Source organism: Lentilactobacillus rapi DSM 19907 = JCM 15042 (genome assembly GCF_001436255.1).
Lineage (GTDB): Bacteria > Bacillota > Bacilli > Lactobacillales > Lactobacillaceae > Lentilactobacillus > Lentilactobacillus rapi.
Map to the genome: position 1 here is coordinate 1 of NZ_AZEI01000073.1, position 18489 is coordinate 18489.

Annotated in this window: 15 protein-coding genes; 11 read left to right on the plus strand and 4 right to left on the minus strand. The window is 43.5% G+C overall.

All coding sequences use genetic code 11. From position 1 onward, the window contains the following. Positions 1-175: 175 nt before the first annotated feature. A complete protein-coding gene (locus FD12_RS07785; protein WP_056982484.1) occupies positions 176-793 on the minus strand; it encodes a sugar O-acetyltransferase in 618 nt (205 codons plus the stop codon). A 145-nt stretch (positions 794-938) separates the two neighbouring features. Here FD12_RS07785 and FD12_RS07790 point away from each other — a divergent pair, with 145 nt between their 5' ends. The 4 genes from FD12_RS07790 (at position 939) to FD12_RS07805 (ending at position 3362) form a co-directional block, all read left to right on the plus strand. Next, entirely contained in the window at positions 939-1178 is a 240-nt protein-coding gene (locus tag FD12_RS07790; RefSeq protein ID WP_056982486.1) for a helix-turn-helix transcriptional regulator, read from the plus strand. Then, the gene (locus FD12_RS07795) at positions 1168-1497 is read left to right on the plus strand and encodes a hypothetical protein (RefSeq protein ID WP_056982488.1); all 330 of its coding nucleotides are present in this window, start codon (positions 1168-1170) and stop codon (positions 1495-1497) included. Before FD12_RS07790 ends, FD12_RS07795 begins: the two co-directional genes overlap by 11 nt. Positions 1498-1687: 190 nt before the next feature. Further along, positions 1688-2572 (plus strand): ABC transporter ATP-binding protein, encoded by an 885-nt coding sequence (locus FD12_RS07800; protein ID WP_056982490.1) that lies wholly within the window; start codon positions 1688-1690, stop codon positions 2570-2572. 13 nt (positions 2573-2585) lie between these two features. Continuing rightward, positions 2586-3362 (plus strand): ABC transporter permease, encoded by a 777-nt coding sequence (locus tag FD12_RS07805; protein ID WP_056982492.1) that lies wholly within the window; start codon positions 2586-2588, stop codon positions 3360-3362. A 534-nt stretch (positions 3363-3896) separates the two neighbouring features. Here the strand turns inward: FD12_RS07805 and FD12_RS07810 are convergent. Both FD12_RS07810 and FD12_RS07815 read right to left on the minus strand, forming a co-directional pair. Beyond that, the gene (locus tag FD12_RS07810) at positions 3897-5471 is read right to left on the minus strand and encodes an MFS transporter (RefSeq protein ID WP_056982494.1); all 1575 of its coding nucleotides are present in this window, start codon (positions 5469-5471) and stop codon (positions 3897-3899) included. After that, positions 5455-6024 (minus strand): PadR family transcriptional regulator, encoded by a 570-nt coding sequence (locus FD12_RS07815; RefSeq protein WP_054748202.1) that lies wholly within the window; start codon positions 6022-6024, stop codon positions 5455-5457. Before FD12_RS07815 ends, FD12_RS07810 begins: the two co-directional genes overlap by 17 nt. Positions 6025-6825: 801 nt before the next feature. Between FD12_RS07815 and cls the strand changes: the two genes are divergently transcribed. From cls to FD12_RS07835, 4 genes are all read left to right on the plus strand, one after another. After that, the gene (gene cls, locus FD12_RS07820) at positions 6826-8286 is read left to right on the plus strand and encodes a cardiolipin synthase (protein ID WP_054748205.1); all 1461 of its coding nucleotides are present in this window, start codon (positions 6826-6828) and stop codon (positions 8284-8286) included. A 12-nt stretch (positions 8287-8298) separates the two neighbouring features. Next, positions 8299-8889 (plus strand): pentapeptide repeat-containing protein, encoded by a 591-nt coding sequence (locus FD12_RS07825; RefSeq protein ID WP_056982496.1) that lies wholly within the window; start codon positions 8299-8301, stop codon positions 8887-8889. A gap of 669 nt (positions 8890-9558) precedes the next feature. Beyond that, the gene (locus FD12_RS07830; protein ID WP_054748209.1) at positions 9559-9747 is read left to right on the plus strand and encodes a hypothetical protein; all 189 of its coding nucleotides are present in this window, start codon (positions 9559-9561) and stop codon (positions 9745-9747) included. 210 nt (positions 9748-9957) lie between these two features. Continuing rightward, positions 9958-10284, plus strand: coding sequence for a hypothetical protein (locus FD12_RS07835; protein WP_054748211.1), 327 nt, complete (start codon positions 9958-9960; stop codon positions 10282-10284). A 195-nt stretch (positions 10285-10479) separates the two neighbouring features. Here FD12_RS07835 and yicI read toward each other — a convergent pair whose 3' ends face one another. Next, positions 10480-12762 carry an alpha-xylosidase gene (gene yicI / locus FD12_RS07840; RefSeq protein WP_056982498.1) on the minus strand — a complete coding sequence of 761 codons (2283 nt, stop codon included), beginning with the start codon at positions 12760-12762 and terminating at the stop codon, positions 10480-10482. Between the two features lie 256 nt (positions 12763-13018). Between yicI and FD12_RS07845 the strand changes: the two genes are divergently transcribed. The 3 genes from FD12_RS07845 (at position 13019) to FD12_RS07855 (ending at position 18454) form a co-directional block, all read left to right on the plus strand. Next, a complete protein-coding gene (locus FD12_RS07845) occupies positions 13019-14434 on the plus strand; it encodes an MFS transporter (protein WP_054748213.1) in 1416 nt (471 codons plus the stop codon). Positions 14435-14787: 353 nt separating this feature from the next. Then, positions 14788-15945, plus strand: coding sequence for an ROK family transcriptional regulator (locus FD12_RS07850; protein ID WP_054748215.1), 1158 nt, complete (start codon positions 14788-14790; stop codon positions 15943-15945). A 286-nt stretch (positions 15946-16231) separates the two neighbouring features. Beyond that, on the plus strand, positions 16232-18454 hold the full coding sequence (locus tag FD12_RS07855) for a glycoside hydrolase family 3 C-terminal domain-containing protein (RefSeq protein ID WP_056982500.1): 2223 nt from the start codon (positions 16232-16234) through the stop codon (positions 18452-18454). The last annotated feature ends 35 nt before the right edge of the window (positions 18455-18489 follow it).

An 18489-nucleotide genomic window follows, 5' to 3' on the forward strand; every position in this document is an offset into this window, starting at 1 on the left:
AAACATAATAAAACCCCTTGAATTAGATTTCTCCAATTCAAGGGGTTCAGTTCAGAAGTGAATGCATTACTTTTTTGGCTTAAATTCTGAGATCAAATCGCCTGTCGTTTCAAACTCGTTTTTGGAAATTAAAACGAGATTATTGGAAGGGGGCACATCTTCAGACGCATTCGATTTACCATAGATCCTCTTGTAAACGAATATCGTCTTTGTCCGTAATCTTGCGGACAACCTTACAAGGATTGCCGACTGCTAACGAATTTGCCGGAATATCCCGGGTGACCACACTGCCGGCGCCAATGACACAACCGTCGCCAATTGTAACGCCGCCAATGACCGTTACGTTGCTGGCTAACCAGCAGTTGCTGCCGATCGTAATTGGCTTGGCATATTCGTCGTCATATTGACTACCATCCGGCTTGGTTTTCATATTCCGTTCTTGGAAACGCAAAGGGTGAACGGGAGTCACCAACGTTACGTTAGGGCCGATCAGAACATCATCCCCAATTTTAATTGGGCCGGAATCTAGAACGGTAAAATTAAAGTTGGCGTAAAAGTTTTTGCCGGTCTCAGTGTATTTCCCGTAATCAAAAAACATGGGTCCCTGAATGAAGGTTCCTTCTTGGTGGTTGGGCAACAGCTCATCTAAAATGGCGTTGCGCTGATCAACTTCTTCTTCGTCCAAATTGTTATATCGTTGGCAGAGCCGATGAGCAGCTACCCGTTCGCCGGCCAGTTTGGGATCGCCAGTATCGTAGATTTTGCCACTAAGCATTTTTTCAGTTGCAGTCATGATAATCCTCCAATAACTTATTTAATAATTTAATTTTAGAGGAAATGTAAGCGCTTGTCGAATTGTAAAATTAATGTATATTTTGTATAAGTTGACTTTACTTTATTGAATGAATAATTTATACTCTGGGTCAAAGGTGATGATTATGAAGAAAAATTTTGGTGATTCAATCTCAAATAAGGTCTATGAATATCGAGTGCTGGCAAGACTATCTCAAAAAGAACTGGCTGACAAAGTCGGGGTCACGAAGCAAACCATCTTTGTGATGGAAAAAGGGCATTATATTCCATCGATGTTGCTGGCTTTTCGGATCGCAAATTTTTTTGATGTTAACGTAACTGATATTTTTACGTACTTGAAAGGAAATGATGAAGATGATCAGTGAATCTTGGTTTGAGCCCTTACGCGTATGGGCAGAACAATCCGTTGCTCAATATAATCAGGTTATTGGGTCTTGCCTCGTGTTTTTCTTTGCGGCCTGTATCTTTTATTTTTATGAATGGATCTATCTCTGGCGTGCTGACGAACGGATTAAAGTCATTAGGTACGCAAGTTATTACTGGATGTTTGGGGCCGTCGTTTTTTGTGATCTTTTATTTCCCAAAACGTATCTGTGGCACATCTTCTTTTTACTCAAGTACGGTATTGTTTTAACGGTCGGCGCACTCTATATCGTCATTCGAAAAATTAGGGATGCCGCGTAATGTCGATAATGGGCCACTATAGGAGTGAAGCGATATTATTAAAGTGATTTTTCAGTTTGCGATCCACGTTATGCCGATCATCGCTTTATTAGGATTGGCGTTTCTGATTGGATTTACGGTGGGCTTGTATTATTGATGAAGATGATTTGGGGGTGGTAAAAGACTGGGGTGATAAAAGGAGACGATTAACTTGAAATCAGTATTATTTGTCAATAATCTTAATAAGAGTTTTAAAAGTAACCAGGTTCTTTTTAACGTGACTTTTAGTTGTAAAAAAGGTCGGATTGTTGGCTTGATTGGCACCAATGGTGCTGGAAAAACAACAATTATGAAGTCAATTTTAGGACTCGTTAAGAGTAATGGTGAAGTTGAGATAAATGGGAAAACTGTCCACTTTAATCACGCTACGGGTGTTGATTCTGTCGGTGCTTTAATTGAGTACCCAGGAATTTATCCTTATTTAACTGGTAAGCAACATTTGAATATGCTTGCCAATGAAAAGAATAAGGCAGAAATTAATGACTTGGTTTCCGAGTTTAAAATGGACGGCTATATTAACAAGCGCGCCAAAAAATATTCGCTAGGGATGAAACAAAAGCTTGGCATTGCGATGGCTTTGGTTAACCAGCCAGATCTAGTCATTTTAGATGAACCGATGAACGGACTTGATCCTCAGTCAACTTATGACTTGAGGAAGTTAATCTTGTCTAGGGCGCAATCTGGGACAACCTTTTTAATTTCAAGTCATATTTTGTCTGAATTGCAAAAGTTGGCAAATGATGTTGTCCTTCTTGATAAGGGGCGGGTTATTAGAAATACTACAATGCAGGCGCTTCTCTCTAAGAGCTTAAAACGCATTGCATTAAGAACCGATGATGATCCTAAAGCAAAAAAGATTTTACAAGAAAATGGGTATCATTTAGAACCAGGTGAGCGAATTAGCATTGTGTTGGAAGATGGGAGAGGGATTGAGGAAGCTATTAAACAATTAACCGAACAGAATATTCTGATTCAGGATATTGTTCATCAAGACAGTGACCTTGAAAAAGTAGTTTTAGATTTACTGAAAGGCTAGAAAGGAGAATATCATGATTATTTTGTTCAAGCAGGAACTATATAAATTAACCCGAAGACGGAGTACCTGGGCTTGTACTTTGGGTATTATGGCTATTAATGTTTTTCTCGCGGTTATCAGTAAGCTCTATCCTCAACACTTCATCCCTAAAGAATTGTTTGTCTCTAACTATGCGGCCGATTCTTTTGTAGCATTACTATTAATTGGGTCGGCAGCATCGCTCATCTCCTCAGAGTTTGAGTACAATACGATGAAAAACATCGTTTGCCAAATACATTCTCGGCCCAAAATATTGCTGGCAAAATGGCTGCTTTTGTTGACATATTCTGTATTCTTGTACATTTGGTTTTCTGGACTTACATATTTAAATCAATTCATCTTTTTTAGAAATGACTATTCTTTGACGAGCTTGATAAGTGATCAAAAAACGCACCTGTGGGAATATTGGCTAGAAACGATCTTTAGTAATTTCTTGACCACGTGGTTGGTGTTGAGTGTGGTTCTTCTGATATCAGCCATTTTGAAAAAGAGTACCTTGGCAATAACTGTTGGTGTTTTGGGTTATTTTGCGGTAAACATCGTTGGTAAGGTGACAGCTCAGTTAATTCAGCGTTGGCCACTTTTAAAATGGAACCCAATCAATTTATTGAATTATTCGGAACAAATTGCGCAGCCCTCGATGCAAAGGGTAACCGGATTAAATTTGGATCAGCTACTTGTTGGAAATATGATGTACATCATTTTGTTCATGCTGGTTGGAGTATGGCTGTTTTCAAACAAAGAGATTTAGTTTCACTAATAATGAGTCTGTTCTCAAATAGTGCATCCTAATATTGTTGTTTGCTATCGATACGGTTACGTGGCTGGCAAAACTACTTTATAGCTACCCATTCGAAACATGTGGACGCTTTGGATCTATGTGATGCTGATCGTTATCTCGCTGGCATTAACATTTCTGATGTGGTATACAGTGGGCTTATATTATTAATAATGAACTCATTAAGACAATAAATTCTTGGGATACACAAATCCACCAATTTGGTATTTTTTGAAAGTACCGAATTGGTGGATTTTGTTAATGATGAATTAATAGATATACATAAACTTGTATGAATAAGGGTGAAATATGATATGGATTTATCCTTATATGACCTAAGAACTAGTGTGTTCGAATTGAAACTTGAGCTTTTTTTCTAAATGCGTGAGGGGGACATCTCAGTCCAACGCTTAAATTGGCGGCTGAAATTCGCGAGGTTGCTGTAACCCAGTTCGAAAATGAGAGCCAAATCCGTACGGAGTTTGACTCTCATTAAGTATCTCTCAATTATTTATCCTGTTTTAGCTCAATATCCTGGCTCGCAATCCGGTTTCTCATCAAAATTGCCGCCCCTAATGCCCCTAAAAGCACAAGAACCCCCGAAGAAATGGCTACCGCAGCCATGCCGTTATCGTAGGCAGCAATGACGATTTTTTGAAGCGTTGAGGCAAATGGCATTTGCTGCATGCGGGTTGAGAACGCGATCGTGTGACCGGAAAATGGCCCCGCGTTGACTAATGCATCCTTGATCCCGTTGACGACTTTAGCCGGCATCTGAATGAGGTGCAGGTGATTATTTAAATGAGTTTCATATTGGGCATCTTGGATCAATCCCAAGCCAACCACGCCGACGGTTGTTCCGAACTGACGGAAGACGTTGAGCAGGCCGGAGACCATGCCCATTTCTTGGGGAAGGGCGCCTTCCATGCCGGCTGTGTTCAGCAGTGGGTTGACCATTCCGTTGGTAATCCCCATCAGTACCATTCCTGGCCACAATTCAACGAAACTAACTGTTGGACTGATTGCGTAAGCCATGGCGAAGAAGCCGATCCCGCCGATGACCATACTGCCAACAATCATCCACTTTTTCGAGAAGCGGGAACTGAGAATGCCGGCAACCGGGCCCAGTACCAGCGACCAACCACTAATGGTCAACTGGCGGACTCCAGTTTGGACGGCTGAGTAGCCGATGTAGTTTTGCATCAAAGCGGTTAAAAAGGCGTTGTAGGCGTAGATCCCGGCACCTAATGCGAAAGCAATGATGATGGTTCCTAAGAAATGGGGGCGTTTAAACATCTTGATATCAATCATTGGATCGCCCACCTTGGCTTCAATGAAGACAAACACGATCATGACTAAGACCCCGCCGACAAGCAAGCCACTAACCCGGGCATCGAGCCATGACCAGTGGGGATGACTTTCTTTAACAATTAAGTCATAGATCACGGCAAACAAACCAATCGCTGAAGTGATCATCCCAGCCAAGTCAATTTTGTGGTTCTTCCCATAACTTGGCGTTTCCCGCACATAAATCAAGGTCAAAATCACGGCAATGATGCCAAACGGAACGTTGACGTAGAAAATTGATGGCCAGCCAAAATGCTCAACCAAATAACCACCAATTAACGGTCCCGAAGCCGCAGATGCCCCGATAATGGAGCCGAGAATTCCAAGGGCCAACCCACGATCTTTGCCATCAAAGTTGGAGGCAACCAGTGCCATTGACAGGGAGGTCATGCCCGCACCGCCAATTGCTTGAACCCCACGGCCAATGTCGAGGATTAATAAATTAGGCGCCATTCCATTGATTGCGGAAGCTACCACAAATAAAATGAGTGATCCTAAGAAAATCTTTTTACGACCGTACATGTCGCCTAATTTGGACATGATCATTAACGTGACGGCATAAATCAAGGTGTAGGCGTTTAGCACCCATTGTAAATCCGTAAAGGTGGTTTTAAACCCGCGGACCATTGTGGGTAAGGCCACGTTGACGACAGTGACATCAAGTAGTCCCATGAAAACGCCGAGCCCCATTGCGGTGAGGGCGATCCATTGCTGTGTTTTAGTTTGCTTCTTCATTTGTTTTTCCTCTGTTCTGATTGATTTCTTGGCGACATTTTTCAACCCAACGTTGCTTTGCCTGGCAGATTGAAATACTTAAATTAAGTGAGCGGATTGCCCAGCGGAGATGATCGCGGTTGTCTGGATCGTTGTCCATTAGAGTTTGTAAATGATCATGGACGGCTTGATAGGCCTGCAAATCAGCTTGAACTGAGTTCGCGTACTCATTAAAAATCTGCAACTGAGTAGCTGGATCAACGCCAGCCATTCCCCGAAACTTGAAGCGAAAAATTGATTCGCGTTTGGCGTCTTGGGCGACGGGTTCCGCCATGAGTTCGGTAAACCGTTTGGCGCCGAGTTCGGTAAGATGGGCCAACTTTTTATTGCGGTGATTCTTTTCAATGACTTTAAATTCGATGTAACCATGCGCTGCTAATTTCTGAAGCAGTGGGTACATCACGCCATTGGAAATTTCCCGGCGGGGAACCAGACTGCTTTCTAAAATCCCCCGTAGTTTATAGCCTGACATGTCGCGTGAGGTCAGCATGCCAAGAATTAAGAGTTCGTACAAAGTGAAACCTCCATTTGTTAATATGTCGAAGCGACTTATCTATAATAGGTCGTTGAGACGGGTAATGCAAGTGAAAAGAGTGTGCGTAGCAAAGCGGTTAGAAGTTGGAGCACAAGCCCCTCCCAGCGTAAATCCCGGTTTTGGGGATTTATGCTGGGAGGGGCTTGTGTGCAGACTTCTGCTTTGCGGAGCACCATTCGGCCATGTAGACCTAATTCCCGATTCTGGAATTTTCACTGGTGGTGCTTATGCGCAGGTTATTGCTTTGCGGAGCACCATTCGGCAATGTAGCCTAACCCGGTAATCCCGGTTTTGGGGATTTATGCTGGGAGGGGCTTGTGTGCAGACTTCTGCTTTGCGGAGCACCATTCGGCCATGTAGCCTCGGTAATCCGGGCTTTGGGGATTTATGCTGGGCGGGACTTATGTGCAGACTTCTGCTTTGCGGAGCACGATTCGCCAATATGACCCAATCCATTTTGCGGAATTAAAAAAGCCAACCTGCTTCTTCAACAAGGTTGGCTTGGCATTACTATTCTCATATGAAAATCTGATATGCATTGCTTTGTGGTGCATTCTACCGATTCATTCGGCGATAAATCAAATACAGAATCAAGGCAAAAATAATCCCAAAACCGATCAGCGGTTGTTCTCTAAAAATTAAATGGAGAAAATACACGGAGTGGAAGCCGTGAATTCCTACAACAAAAAAATTAAATATATTCATAAATGTTGGCTTCTTTCTAGTATACTAACAGTTGTAATCTTATTTTAGACCAAAAATGGCCGTCAGGAGGAAAATATGAATATTGATTGGTCATTGATCTTCAACATCATTGTTGTGGTCAACGCAATTTTTGCTATTTTTACCGTCTTTAGGGAGAAGCGAGACATTGCTGCTATCTGGGCGTGGTTGCTGGTGCTGGTGTTTTTGCCGCTAGTTGGTTTCATTGCCTACGCCTTTCTTGGCAGAAAGCTACCTAAAAATCGGTTATTCAAATTACATAAGCACGTGCAAATGCAGCTGGACGAACGGCTGAATGAACAGCGGAAGCAATTGGGTCACAATGCCAAGACACCTGCCGATGAAGTCGTTAAGCGGTCTCGGACAGCCGTTGATATGTTCATGACGACAGATGCTGCCTTCTTGTCGCGGCAAAACAAAGTCCATATTTTTACGAATGGCAATGACCTTTTTCACCGCGTGATTGAAGACATTGAGGGCGCCAAAAAGAGCATTCACATTGAGTTTTACACGTTTTATAACGATAAAATTGGCAATGAAATTCTTGGTCTTTTAGTCCAAAAAGCCAAGCAGGGCGTTGAAGTCCGGGTCATCTACGATTCTTGGGGGTCAATGGGAACAACCCGCAAATTTTTCAAGCCATTAATTGATGCGGGCGGCCACGCCTTTCCATTCTTGAACACCCGCTCAGTTGTCTTGGATTTCCGGATTAACTTTCGTGATCACAGAAAGATCATCGTGGTTGACGGGATCATCGGCTATACCGGTGGCTTCAACATTGGCGACCAATACCTCGGCCGCAAGAAAAAGTTCGGCAATTGGCGTGATACACACATCCGCATTATTGGGTCCGGCGTCTTTGGTCTGCAGGCGCGCTTCATTCTTGATTGGAACGCAACCAGTCCCCGGGATCAAATTGATGAAGAGGAAGTTGAAGCGAAATACTTCCCAGTTACGACCACTAAAGGTAATGTTAACATGCAAATCGTTTCCAGTGGGCCGGATTCTGACTTGCAGCAGATTAAGATGGGCTATATTAAGCTGATCACGATGGCAAAAGATTATTGCTGGATTCAGTCGCCGTATTTAATCCCAGATGATAGTGTGTTGGATGCGTTGCGGATTGCTGCCATGTCCGGCGTTGATGTTCGGATTATGGTTCCCAGCATGCCGGACCATCCGTTTGTCTACCGTGCCACCCAGTACTATGCCCACCAACTGGCTGAAGAAGGGGTTAAAATATACTTCTATAACAACGGCTTCATCCATTCGAAGACAATGGTGATTGATGACGAGATTTCTTCGGTGGGATCAGCCAACTTGGACTACCGCAGCTTCAAGTTGAACTTTGAAATCAACTCGTTTATTTATGATCAAAAATTCTCGACAGAAATGCGCGACATTTTCTTGAATGACATGGACGAAAGTAGCTTGCAAACGCCTGAACGGTTTAAGCAACAATCGCTATGGCTTAAGTTTAAACAAACGTTTAGCCGCTTACTGTCACCGATTTTGTAGTTGGAGGTCAAAATGACAATCATTGGGAAAAAACTGGCATTTGAAGACATTGAGCCTGGTAATACTTACGAGAATTGTCGATTTGCAACTTCAATGCAGGAAATCCGGGTGTCTGATGTCACTTTTAAGCAGTGCCAATTTGAGCAGGATAACTTTGGCGGCAGTGAATGGCTCGATTGTACCTTTAACAATAGTTCGTTTGCCAATGACCGATTTGAGGGGAGTACCTTCTATCGGGATCAATTTGAAAGCTGTCAGTTGATTGGGGTCGAGTTTCAGGAGAATAATTGGAAGAATTGTACCATTAATGATTCCAGGGCTGATTACGCTAATTTTAGCGGTTCGAAGTTGAATCATTGCACTTTTACCGATTCCAGCTTCAAAGAAGTCTACTTTAGATACCTTAAACTAGTCGGTGGTCTCAAAACCAGCCGCTGCAATTTTGAGGGGGCCAGCTTTGTCAACACTAAGCTCAAAGGGGTCGATCTTTCCCAGAGTGAGTTTGGCTATCTGGAGGTTAACCCAGATGATTTAAAGGGACTGACGATTAATCAGTTCCAAGCCGCTTCGCTTATTGGATTGCTTGGAGTTAACGTTAAATAATTTGGTAGGCAAATCAATTGAAAGCCATTGCCAACTCGAAGTATAATAATGGTGGAAGGTGAGTAGACTAATCACCTGTTAGGCAAGTGAAAGATATACAGAAATGTGTAGGCGCTAAGTCATCGAGCTTAGATCCGTGTAGCTTGTCAGTACCACTCAACAGAAGAACGAAACGAAATGTTATACCGACCAGAAGTTATGGTCAATGATTGGTCTAATACCTTTCAGGAAGTATTGTTAGATAGTGCCACATCACTCAGAGGGCGATGGGGTGCTATTTTTTGTAAGCAGTTGCTTTGGGTGGTAGTTGTATTAATACTCATATGAGTATATGATGTAATCAAGTTAGTAAGTTCAGTTCATTACTTGGCTTGCTAGCCTAGTGAATTTCGAATGGTCTACACCCCTCAATTATTCTAATTCACGGAGGTGGTTGCCATGTCGAAGTGAGTGGGTCGGAGGTATCTTATACGCTCGCAATAACTTGCGCCAGACGTTTTATATCGTTTGTCGTGGGGTCGTGTGTCTATCAATTGCGTATAGGAATATAAAAAAAGCTAACCATTAAAAACGGTTAGCCAACCTCATCATTCTAATTCACGTTTGTAGCTGTTGGAGGGGTTTCCAGCAGCTACTTTTCATATACAATAATATCATAAGGTGATAAATATGGCAAAGCAAAGGTACACAGAAGCGCAACGGGAAGCCAACGAACGATGGCGAAAGAAGAATCGTGAACGGACGCAATATCTAAATAAACGTTCAATTACGAAGCATTTTATCAGTGATTTGGCGACAGATGACGACTTAAGAGAGATACAAGAGTGGGTACGAAACAGGCTTAAACAAAACGAGTAAAAAATGCATTCAGTAGCATGGAGGTGTGTGCGATAACGGCTGTTTTTGTAATAAAGACGTAAAAGCACTTTTCATTTTCAAATGGGGGGGTATAATTAACCCCATAAAATTACCGGTTAGTTATATCGTGATAAACAAACGGTGTTAATTTTATTAAAAAGGAAAGTACGATATGGATTTGATCACGATTGCAAATAGGAGAGGTGCTACATGGACGCATTAAAGAAATTAAGCGAATTGCACGACTACGTGAAGAAAAATTATGAACAAGGCAATTACGATAGTGCCAAAGCCGACTACCAACAATGGGCCGACAGTTCGACTCATCGTGACCACAGTTCGGCTACTGCAACTCAAAGTGATTACCAGATGGGCTTCGAACAAGCAGTTCGTGATCATGAGCAGAATCGTGGTTTCCGTCATTATCCAGAAAGTTTGGTTGAGCTCGGGAATACGGTGACTGACAATCAAATGACCGAGTTGTCCGAATTTATCAAGGGGTATCATGAAGGTAAGAAGCACGTTCAAGAATCATAAAACTGTGTTCTGGTAGTAAAAAAGTTCTCTTGATCAGCAAATGGTTGGAAGGACTTTTTGATAGCTTATTCAAATCATTGTTTATCAAGTTAGATATCAATATTACGAAAAGGAGCTTCTAATGGCATCATACAGCCACTAGAAGCTCTTTTTGTAATAATCAAGATTATCTGGATTGATTTTTGGTCAGAACCATTAGATATTAAACGTTGATTCTTTACCAGCCATCACGAACTCTTTAACGTCACCATCCATATGAATCAAAACTTTCGAGTTACCCTTCAAGCCCTTGGTCGTAACGGTCACTTGATCACCTTTGCGAGTGACAGATACAGAACCGGCGTGGGCGCCATGCTGGTCAACGACTCTGGTTGTCGCTTCGGCACCGTCTAAAATTTCGTAAACATTAATATCAGGGGCATCCGTGTAATCATACTCGGCGTGTTCCGCAGCCGGATTTCTCAAGATGACGCTGTTTTCTCGAGCCAACAATGGCAGAGTTAAGTTGTCATATTGTTCAGCGAGCCATTCGCCACCCTTTGAGATGTCATACGTCTTTTCGGTGAGAATGTTGGTCCATTTGCCAGCTGGCAGGTAGTACTTAACATTGCCTTCCGCATTAAAGATTGGTGCTACCAGTAACTTGCTGCCAAGCATATATTCGTGCTCAAGGAAGTAAGTGTTGCGATCCTTGGTGAATTCCAGGAAAGCAGGCCGCATCAATGGCGTGCCAGTCTCATGCGTATTAACTGCTTCATCGAAAAGATAAGGCATCAAGGAGAGCTTCAAATCAACAAACTTGCGGGTATTTTCGACCGCTTCTTCATCAAACAACCACGGCACCTTGTACTGAACACTGCCGTGATAACGGGAGTGAGACGATAGGAGGCCAAATTGGGTCCACCGTTTGTACAAGTCTGGCGTCGCATGTTCTTCGAATCCGCTGATGTCATGGCTCCAAAAGCCAAAGCCGGAAACGAGGAATGAGAGGCCGCCACGAAGAGAATCGGCCATTGATTTGTAACGGGAAAGGTTGTCGCCACCCCAATGAACTGGGAACTTTTGCGAGCCAACAGTGGCTGAACGGGCAAAGACAACCGCTTGGTCGGCTCCCCTTTCTTGTTTGAGCAAGTCATAAACCGCTTCATTATATTGATAAGTGTAGTAATTATGCTCACGTTTCGGATCGGAACCGTCAAAGAATACGGCGTCTTCAACCGGAATTCGTTCACCAAAGTCGGTCTTGAAGCAGTCAACGCCCATATCAAGTAAGGCCTTTAACTTGCTTTGGTACCACTTAACGGCGGCAGGGTTCGTGAAGTCAACGAAGCCATTTCCAGCTTGCCAGAGATCCCATTGCCAAACGTTACCATCTTCACGCTTGATGAAGTAGCCATTTTGACGGCCTTCTTCAAATAACGGGGATTTTTGGGCAATGTAAGGGTTGATCCAAACACAGACCTTAATCCCGCGGTCATGGATCTTTTTGATTAAGCCTTCTGGATCGGGGAATTGTTCAGGATCCCAGAGGAAGTTACACCATTCGAAGCCTTTTTGCCAAAAGCAGTCGAAATGAAAAACGTCTAATGGAATCTTGCGGTCACGCATGCCATCAATGAACTTCATAACGGTTTCTTCCCGATAGTCGGTGGTAAATGAGGTTGATAACCAAAGACCAAATGACCAGGCAGGTGGTAATGAAATTTGGCCGGTCAAGCGGGTGTATTTGTTCAAGACATCTTTTGGCGTTGGCCCGTCAATCACGTAGTACTGCAAGGATTCACCCTCAACGCTAAATTGAGTGCGGTCAACGTTTTCCGAAGCAATTTCAAACGACACTTTTTCCGGCTGGTCAACGAAGATACCATAGCCCTCACTGCTTAAATAGAATGGCACGTTCTTGTATGCTTGTTCGCTACCGGTGCCGCCATCCCGGTTCCAAATGTCCACGGACTGGCCATTTTTAACCAAGGCAGTAAAACGTTCGCCGAGACCATAAATCAGTTCATCGACGCCCATGGAGAGCTGTTCCCGCATGTAATGCTTGTTGGTGTCCTTATCATGAATAACGCCTTCAGCTTTTTCCATCGACTTGGTAATCACCTTATCACCATGGAGAAAATCGAGTTCGAAATCGGATTTGAACGGTACTTTTACGGTTAACGAACCAGATTTGAACGATAATTCTTTGTCATCGGTTTCGATGGCAACATTGGGATGTTCATTTTCCAATTCAAATGAAGGCCCAGGATTGTTTTGATCAAAGTGGGTTAATTTAACCCCGATCACACCCTCAACGGGGGAGGTCAACTTAATCGTTGTCATTCCCAGGTTCAGTTCGTCATTGCGATCGTTAATCTTATTAAATGGTGCGTAGAGCGTTAATGAATCGTCGGTTTTTCGATAATCAAAAACTTCTTTTGGCGACTGAATCTCGTATTGAGGTCGAGTCAACCAGTAACCATCAGTAAACTTCATAAAGCGACACCTCTGAATTTGTATTTGAAAGTTGAATTTATTAATCGTCACCAACAGTGTAATTGTTCCGAAAATATTTGTCAACGCTTTCATCAGAAAACGTTTGTGACGTTGCTACAATAGTGGGGATCTCGTTGGAATAACTTCTATGCTAAAAAGCATGCCAAATATTGTTGACTTATGTAATCGGTTACAATAGAATTCAATTCGAAAGTTGAATTTATTAATGTTAAACAAAACTGACGAGGTGTTCATTATGAAGCAAACAGTTTCCAATGGAGAAACGTCCAAGCCAAAGCCCACAGCTGCTCTCAAGAATATGGTGCCCTGGAATGAACGATTCTCATATAGCTTAAGTGACTTTGCCTGTAACCTATCATTTCAAATGGTTGGAACCTATTTAATGATTTTCTATACGGATACATTTGGAATTAGTGCCGCCGCAGTGGGGACCCTATTCCTGGTTGCCCGGATAGTTGATGCTTTTGACGGTCCTTTCTGGGGTATTATGATTGATCATACCCATACGAAATGGGGAAAGAGCCGGCCGTATTGGTTGTGGTTCTCGATTCCATTTGCGGTCTTCTGTGTTTTGGTATTTACCACACCAAACCTGAGTTTAACCGGTAAGCTCGTTTGGGCCTATATTACCTATATTGGTGTCGATGTTCTTTATTCGGCAGTTAACATTCCAATTACTTCGATTTTGCCATCATTAACCAGCAACCCCCAAGAACGAGTAACCTTATCAACGATTCGCCAATTTATGGGAACTGCCGGCGCTGCGATCATTACTGGAATTACCTTGACCATGGTTGCCTTCTTTGGCGGGGGCTCCACGACTAGTGCTCATGGTTGGTTCATTTGGGCATTAATTGTTGGAATCGTGGTTGTCCTGATCTTCGCAGTTGTCTTTAAGAACACTAAAGAACGGGTTCAAACCAAGAGTTCGCGTCAATCAATTCCGATCAAGGAATCACTAAAGGCACTCAAGCGTAACTGGCCTTGGGCAATCATCATCTTTATCAACTTTATTTACTGGATGGGGATGCAGACCCGTTCTCAAGTGACGGTTTACTTCTTCAAATACAACATGAACAATGCCGGCTTGGCTTCGTTTGTCTTGAGCTTGCAGTTTGTTTCATTGTTAGCAGTTGTTTTAACGCCACTGACTTCCAAAATGATTGGAAAACGAAATACGATGTTAGCGGGAATGATTATGGCGGTTGCCGGCCAACTATTGTTAAGTGTTGGGGCGACTCATTTGAGTGTGACGATCATTATTATTGCCACGATTATCGGCTACCTTGGTACCGGGTATGTTTCCGGCTTGATCGCTGTTATGCTGGCGGATGCCGTGGATTATGGCGAATGGAAGAACGGTGTCCGGGCCGAAGGAATTGTAACCTCATTCTCAAGTTTCAGTGCCAAGTTAGGAATGGGAATCGGTGGCGTCATCACGGGCTGGATTCTGTCAGTCACAGGTTATGTGGCTAACAAGACCCAATCCGCTGCATCATTGCACGGAATCGAAATGAATTACATTTGGGTACCATTATTGGGATTTGCCCTTTCCGCAATCGCCTTGATGTTCTATCATGTTGATAGTATCGAAAAGAAGATGCAAACGGATTTGGCAGCTAAGCATGAGAGGGAGAATGAAGAGAAATAGTGTGTGGAGCAAAGCGGTTAGAAGTCGGAGCATAAGTCTCCACAACTGATAATTCCTGGTTCTGGAATTTTCAGTTGTGGTGCTTATGTGCAGACTTCTGCTTTGCGGAGCACCATTTGGCTATGATGCCTGAGGAATCTTGGACTTGGATTTCTGGATAAGGTGCTTACATGCAGATCCCTGTTTGGAGGAGCTGTCCTAAAAAAGTGAGCGGAGTAAAGCGGTTAGGAACTGGAGCCTAAGTCTCCTCAATCAGAAATCCCGGTTTTGGATTTTTGATTGAGGTGCTTAGGTGTAAGTTCCTGCTTTACGCAGCTGTCCTATCCCAATAACAAAAAAGTGAGCGGATAACATTGATTATTAATAAAGAAGTGATGAGAAATCATAACGAACGAACGGTTCTTCAAGCGATTATCAATAATGGACCGATTTCTCGCAATGACATGTCAAAATTGTTGGGCTTGAACAAAATGTCGGTTTCAGACATTGTCGGTACCTTTATTGACCGAAAATTGGTCAACAGCCTAGGTGAAGACAAATCTACCGGAACAAGCGGCAGAAAGCCTGAACTTGTCGAGTTTAATGCTTCATATGGTTACGTTATCAATTTCAGCATTTCTGGACACCAACTCGAGATGTTGGCAACCAAGCTGGACGGGCGGACGCTTGAACACAGTATCCAGCCAATTAATAACCAATCAATTTCTCAAATTTCAGCAATGATGGAAGAACAAATCAATCAGTTGCCCAAATTTGATTCGGTCAACGGTCTGTTGGCAATCTCAATTGCGATTTTTGGAGTGGTTTATGATGGTGAAATTATTACTTCACCGTTTATTGACTACGATGATTTTGACCTGGTGGGCTTCTTCCGCGACAAGTATTCGGTGCCCGTCATTTTGGAAAACGAAGCGAACCTGTCTGCGATTTTCGAACAGGATTTTAGTAAGCAGGAGTTGCAAAATATCGTTTCGGTTAGTATCCACGAAGGAATTGGGGCGGGCATCATCTTGAATACGCAGCTGTATACGGGAAATTATGGTCAAGCCGGTGAAATTGGCCGGATTATTATTCAGGATGCCGGCCGAAGGAAACGACGACTAACGGCGTTGCCAAACTTTGATTCGGAATGGTCCCAAACCCGGATTATCAAGAAAGCCGGTGCTCTCAAAAAGAATCAGGCTTATGCATTGGCAGACCTAATTAACGATTATAATCATGGTGATCCAGACATTGCAGAGTTGATTGAAGATTTCTGCTACCACCTGGCGATAGTAACGGCGGATCTGATTGCTGCGTATGATCCGCAAATGATCTTCTTCAATTCGCCGTTAATCGAACAAATTCCAGAAGTTTTGAAAAATATCCAAATGAAATTGACTTTCATGCCCCTGGTACCGCCACTGGTTATGTCAAAGGATGTAAACTTGGCAACCTTGCTGGGAGGCGCCTCAATGGCAATCCATAAGGCTTTGGATATGCAGGGAGTTAGATTGATTTTTCACCATTAGGACAGTGTGCGGAACAAAACGGTTAGAAACTGGAGCATAAGCCCTTCCGACCCTGAACCCTGGGCTTGGGATCGGGGTCGGAAGGGCTTATGTGCAAGTTTCTGTTTTGTGGAGCACGATTCATCCATATCGCCTAGGACCTTAACGGAAGGGCTTATGTGCAGACTTCTGCTATGCAGATCAACCCTAATCCATATAATTTATTTTTTTGACAAAGATACCCACACACACTCGTTTTACCAGTCACCAATATAACCAACACAAACAAATCGGAAGTGATAATCACATGAAATTAGATCACGATTTAATCAATCAACTAACTTTAAAAGAAAAGGCTGCTCTCGTGTCAGGCAAAGATTCCTGGTACACAGCCACAATTGAACGGCTTGGCTTACAACCAATGATGATGTCTGACGGACCATCCGGCTTGCGAAAACAGGTTGGGACCTCAGAGCAGACCAACATTAACGATAGTGTTGAAGCGGTTTGTTTTCCAGCGTCAGCGCTGACAGCCTGTTCGTTCGACCGTGAACGCCTTAACCAACTTGGCGAACATTTAGGAATTGCCGCTAAAGCCGAGAAACTGGGAGTTTTGCTGGGACCGGGGATTAATTTAAAACGTAGTCCGCTTGCTGGCAGAAACTTTGAGTATTTTTCTGAAGATCCCTATTTAGTGGGTGAATTAGCGGCTGCCTACGTTAAGGGAGTTCAAGCTGAAGGCGTTGGGGTCAGCGTCAAACATTTTGCGGCTAATAATCGCGAGGATCAACGGTTTACCTCATCTTCAAACATCGACGAACGAACGTTGCGGGAACTATATTTGGCAACTTTTGAAAAAATCGTTAAACAAGCCGATCCGGCCACAATCATGTGTTCATACAATGAAATCAACGGCACCCTCAATTCACAGAATCAGCGCCTGTTAACGAAAATTTTGCGCGATGAATGGGGATTCAAGGGGCTGGTCATGTCTGATTGGGGTGCAGTAGCTGATCATAAGGCTGCTATCAAAGCCGGCTTAGATTTGGAAATGCCTGGCAAGGGCACCGAGTCCGTTGACGAAATTGTGGCCGCCGTTGAAGATGGTTCCCTGTCCGAAGTGGATTTAGATCGCGCGGTCAGTCGGGTTTTGAAAATGATTGAAAAGTGGCAGCCTGATGATGCTGACCAAAGCGGCTCATATGACATGAATGAGCAACATGAATTTGCCCGAAAACTGGCAACGGATAGTTTTGTGTTATTGAAAAACGAACATCATGTTTTACCAGTTAATGAAGGTGAAAAGCTGGCGGTGATTGGCGAACTCGCTGAAAATCCCCGCTATCAAGGAAGTGGCAGCTCTCACGTCAATGCTCACCATTTGGTCACTCCACTGGCAGCCATTAATCGTGCCCGGCCAGATACAACTTACAAGGCTGGCTATTCGTTGGCGACTGATGACATTAATGCTAAAAGTGTTGCGGAGGCGGTTTCGGCTGCTAAACTCGCTGACAAGGTCATTATTTTTGCCGGCTATCCAGAGCGAATGGAATCGGAAGGCTTTGATAAAACTAGTATTGATCTGCCAACCAATCAAAATCAGTTAATTGACGCGGTGAGTCAAGTTAACGATCAGGTGATTGTGGTGCTGCAAAACGGTTCGGCAGTCCGAACGCCTTGGATCGACAAGGTTGCCGCCACACTGGAAACTTATTTAGCTGGTGAAGCTGTGGGTGAGGCCACTTGGGATGTGTTAAGCGGTAAAGTAAATCCCTCGGGTAAATTGGCTGAAACTTTCCCATTACGGCTGGAAGATACGCCAAGTTACCTAACGTTTGATGCGGATCCGGATGAAGAAAATTATCGTGAAGGCTTGTTCATGGGTTATCGTTACTATGATAAAAAGAAACAGCCAGTTCAGTTCCCGTTTGGCTTTGGGTTGAGTTATACGACCTTTAAGTATGACGATTTGCAGCTCAAGGTTGGCGCTGATCACGTGTCAGGGAGCCTGCGGGTTACAAATACTGGCTCCCGTCCAGGTGCCGAGGCTGTCCAAATTTACGTTGGTAATCGGACTAGCCGAATTGAGAAACCGGTGAAGACGTTGGCAAATTTTGTGAAGGTCTCCTTGGCTGCTGGTGAGGAAAAAGTGGTTACTTTTGATTTAGATCAGCGCGCATTTAGTTGGTATAATCCCAAAGCGGCTAATTGGCAGCTTGATAACGGTGCGTATGAAATTTTGGTAGGGTCAAGCAGTGCTGATATTCGGTTGAATAAAATGATTGAGCTGAATTGGACACCGGAACGACCGATCAAAGTGGATCAGAGAACTTACATTGGTGATTTGATTAAGCAGGATAAGTTCGCCGAGGCCGTCAAACAAGCTGGCTTATCAGACATCTTCAGTAAGCTGGCTGATGACGATGATCCTACTGCCAAGATGTTTCAAAATATGCCGTTGCGAGCTGCGACGACGATGGGCGTTTCACCCGAAAAGATTAACAAGCTGATTGAGATTATGAATAACTAACATGGATATGTCGATTAAAAAAGAGATTGTGACGA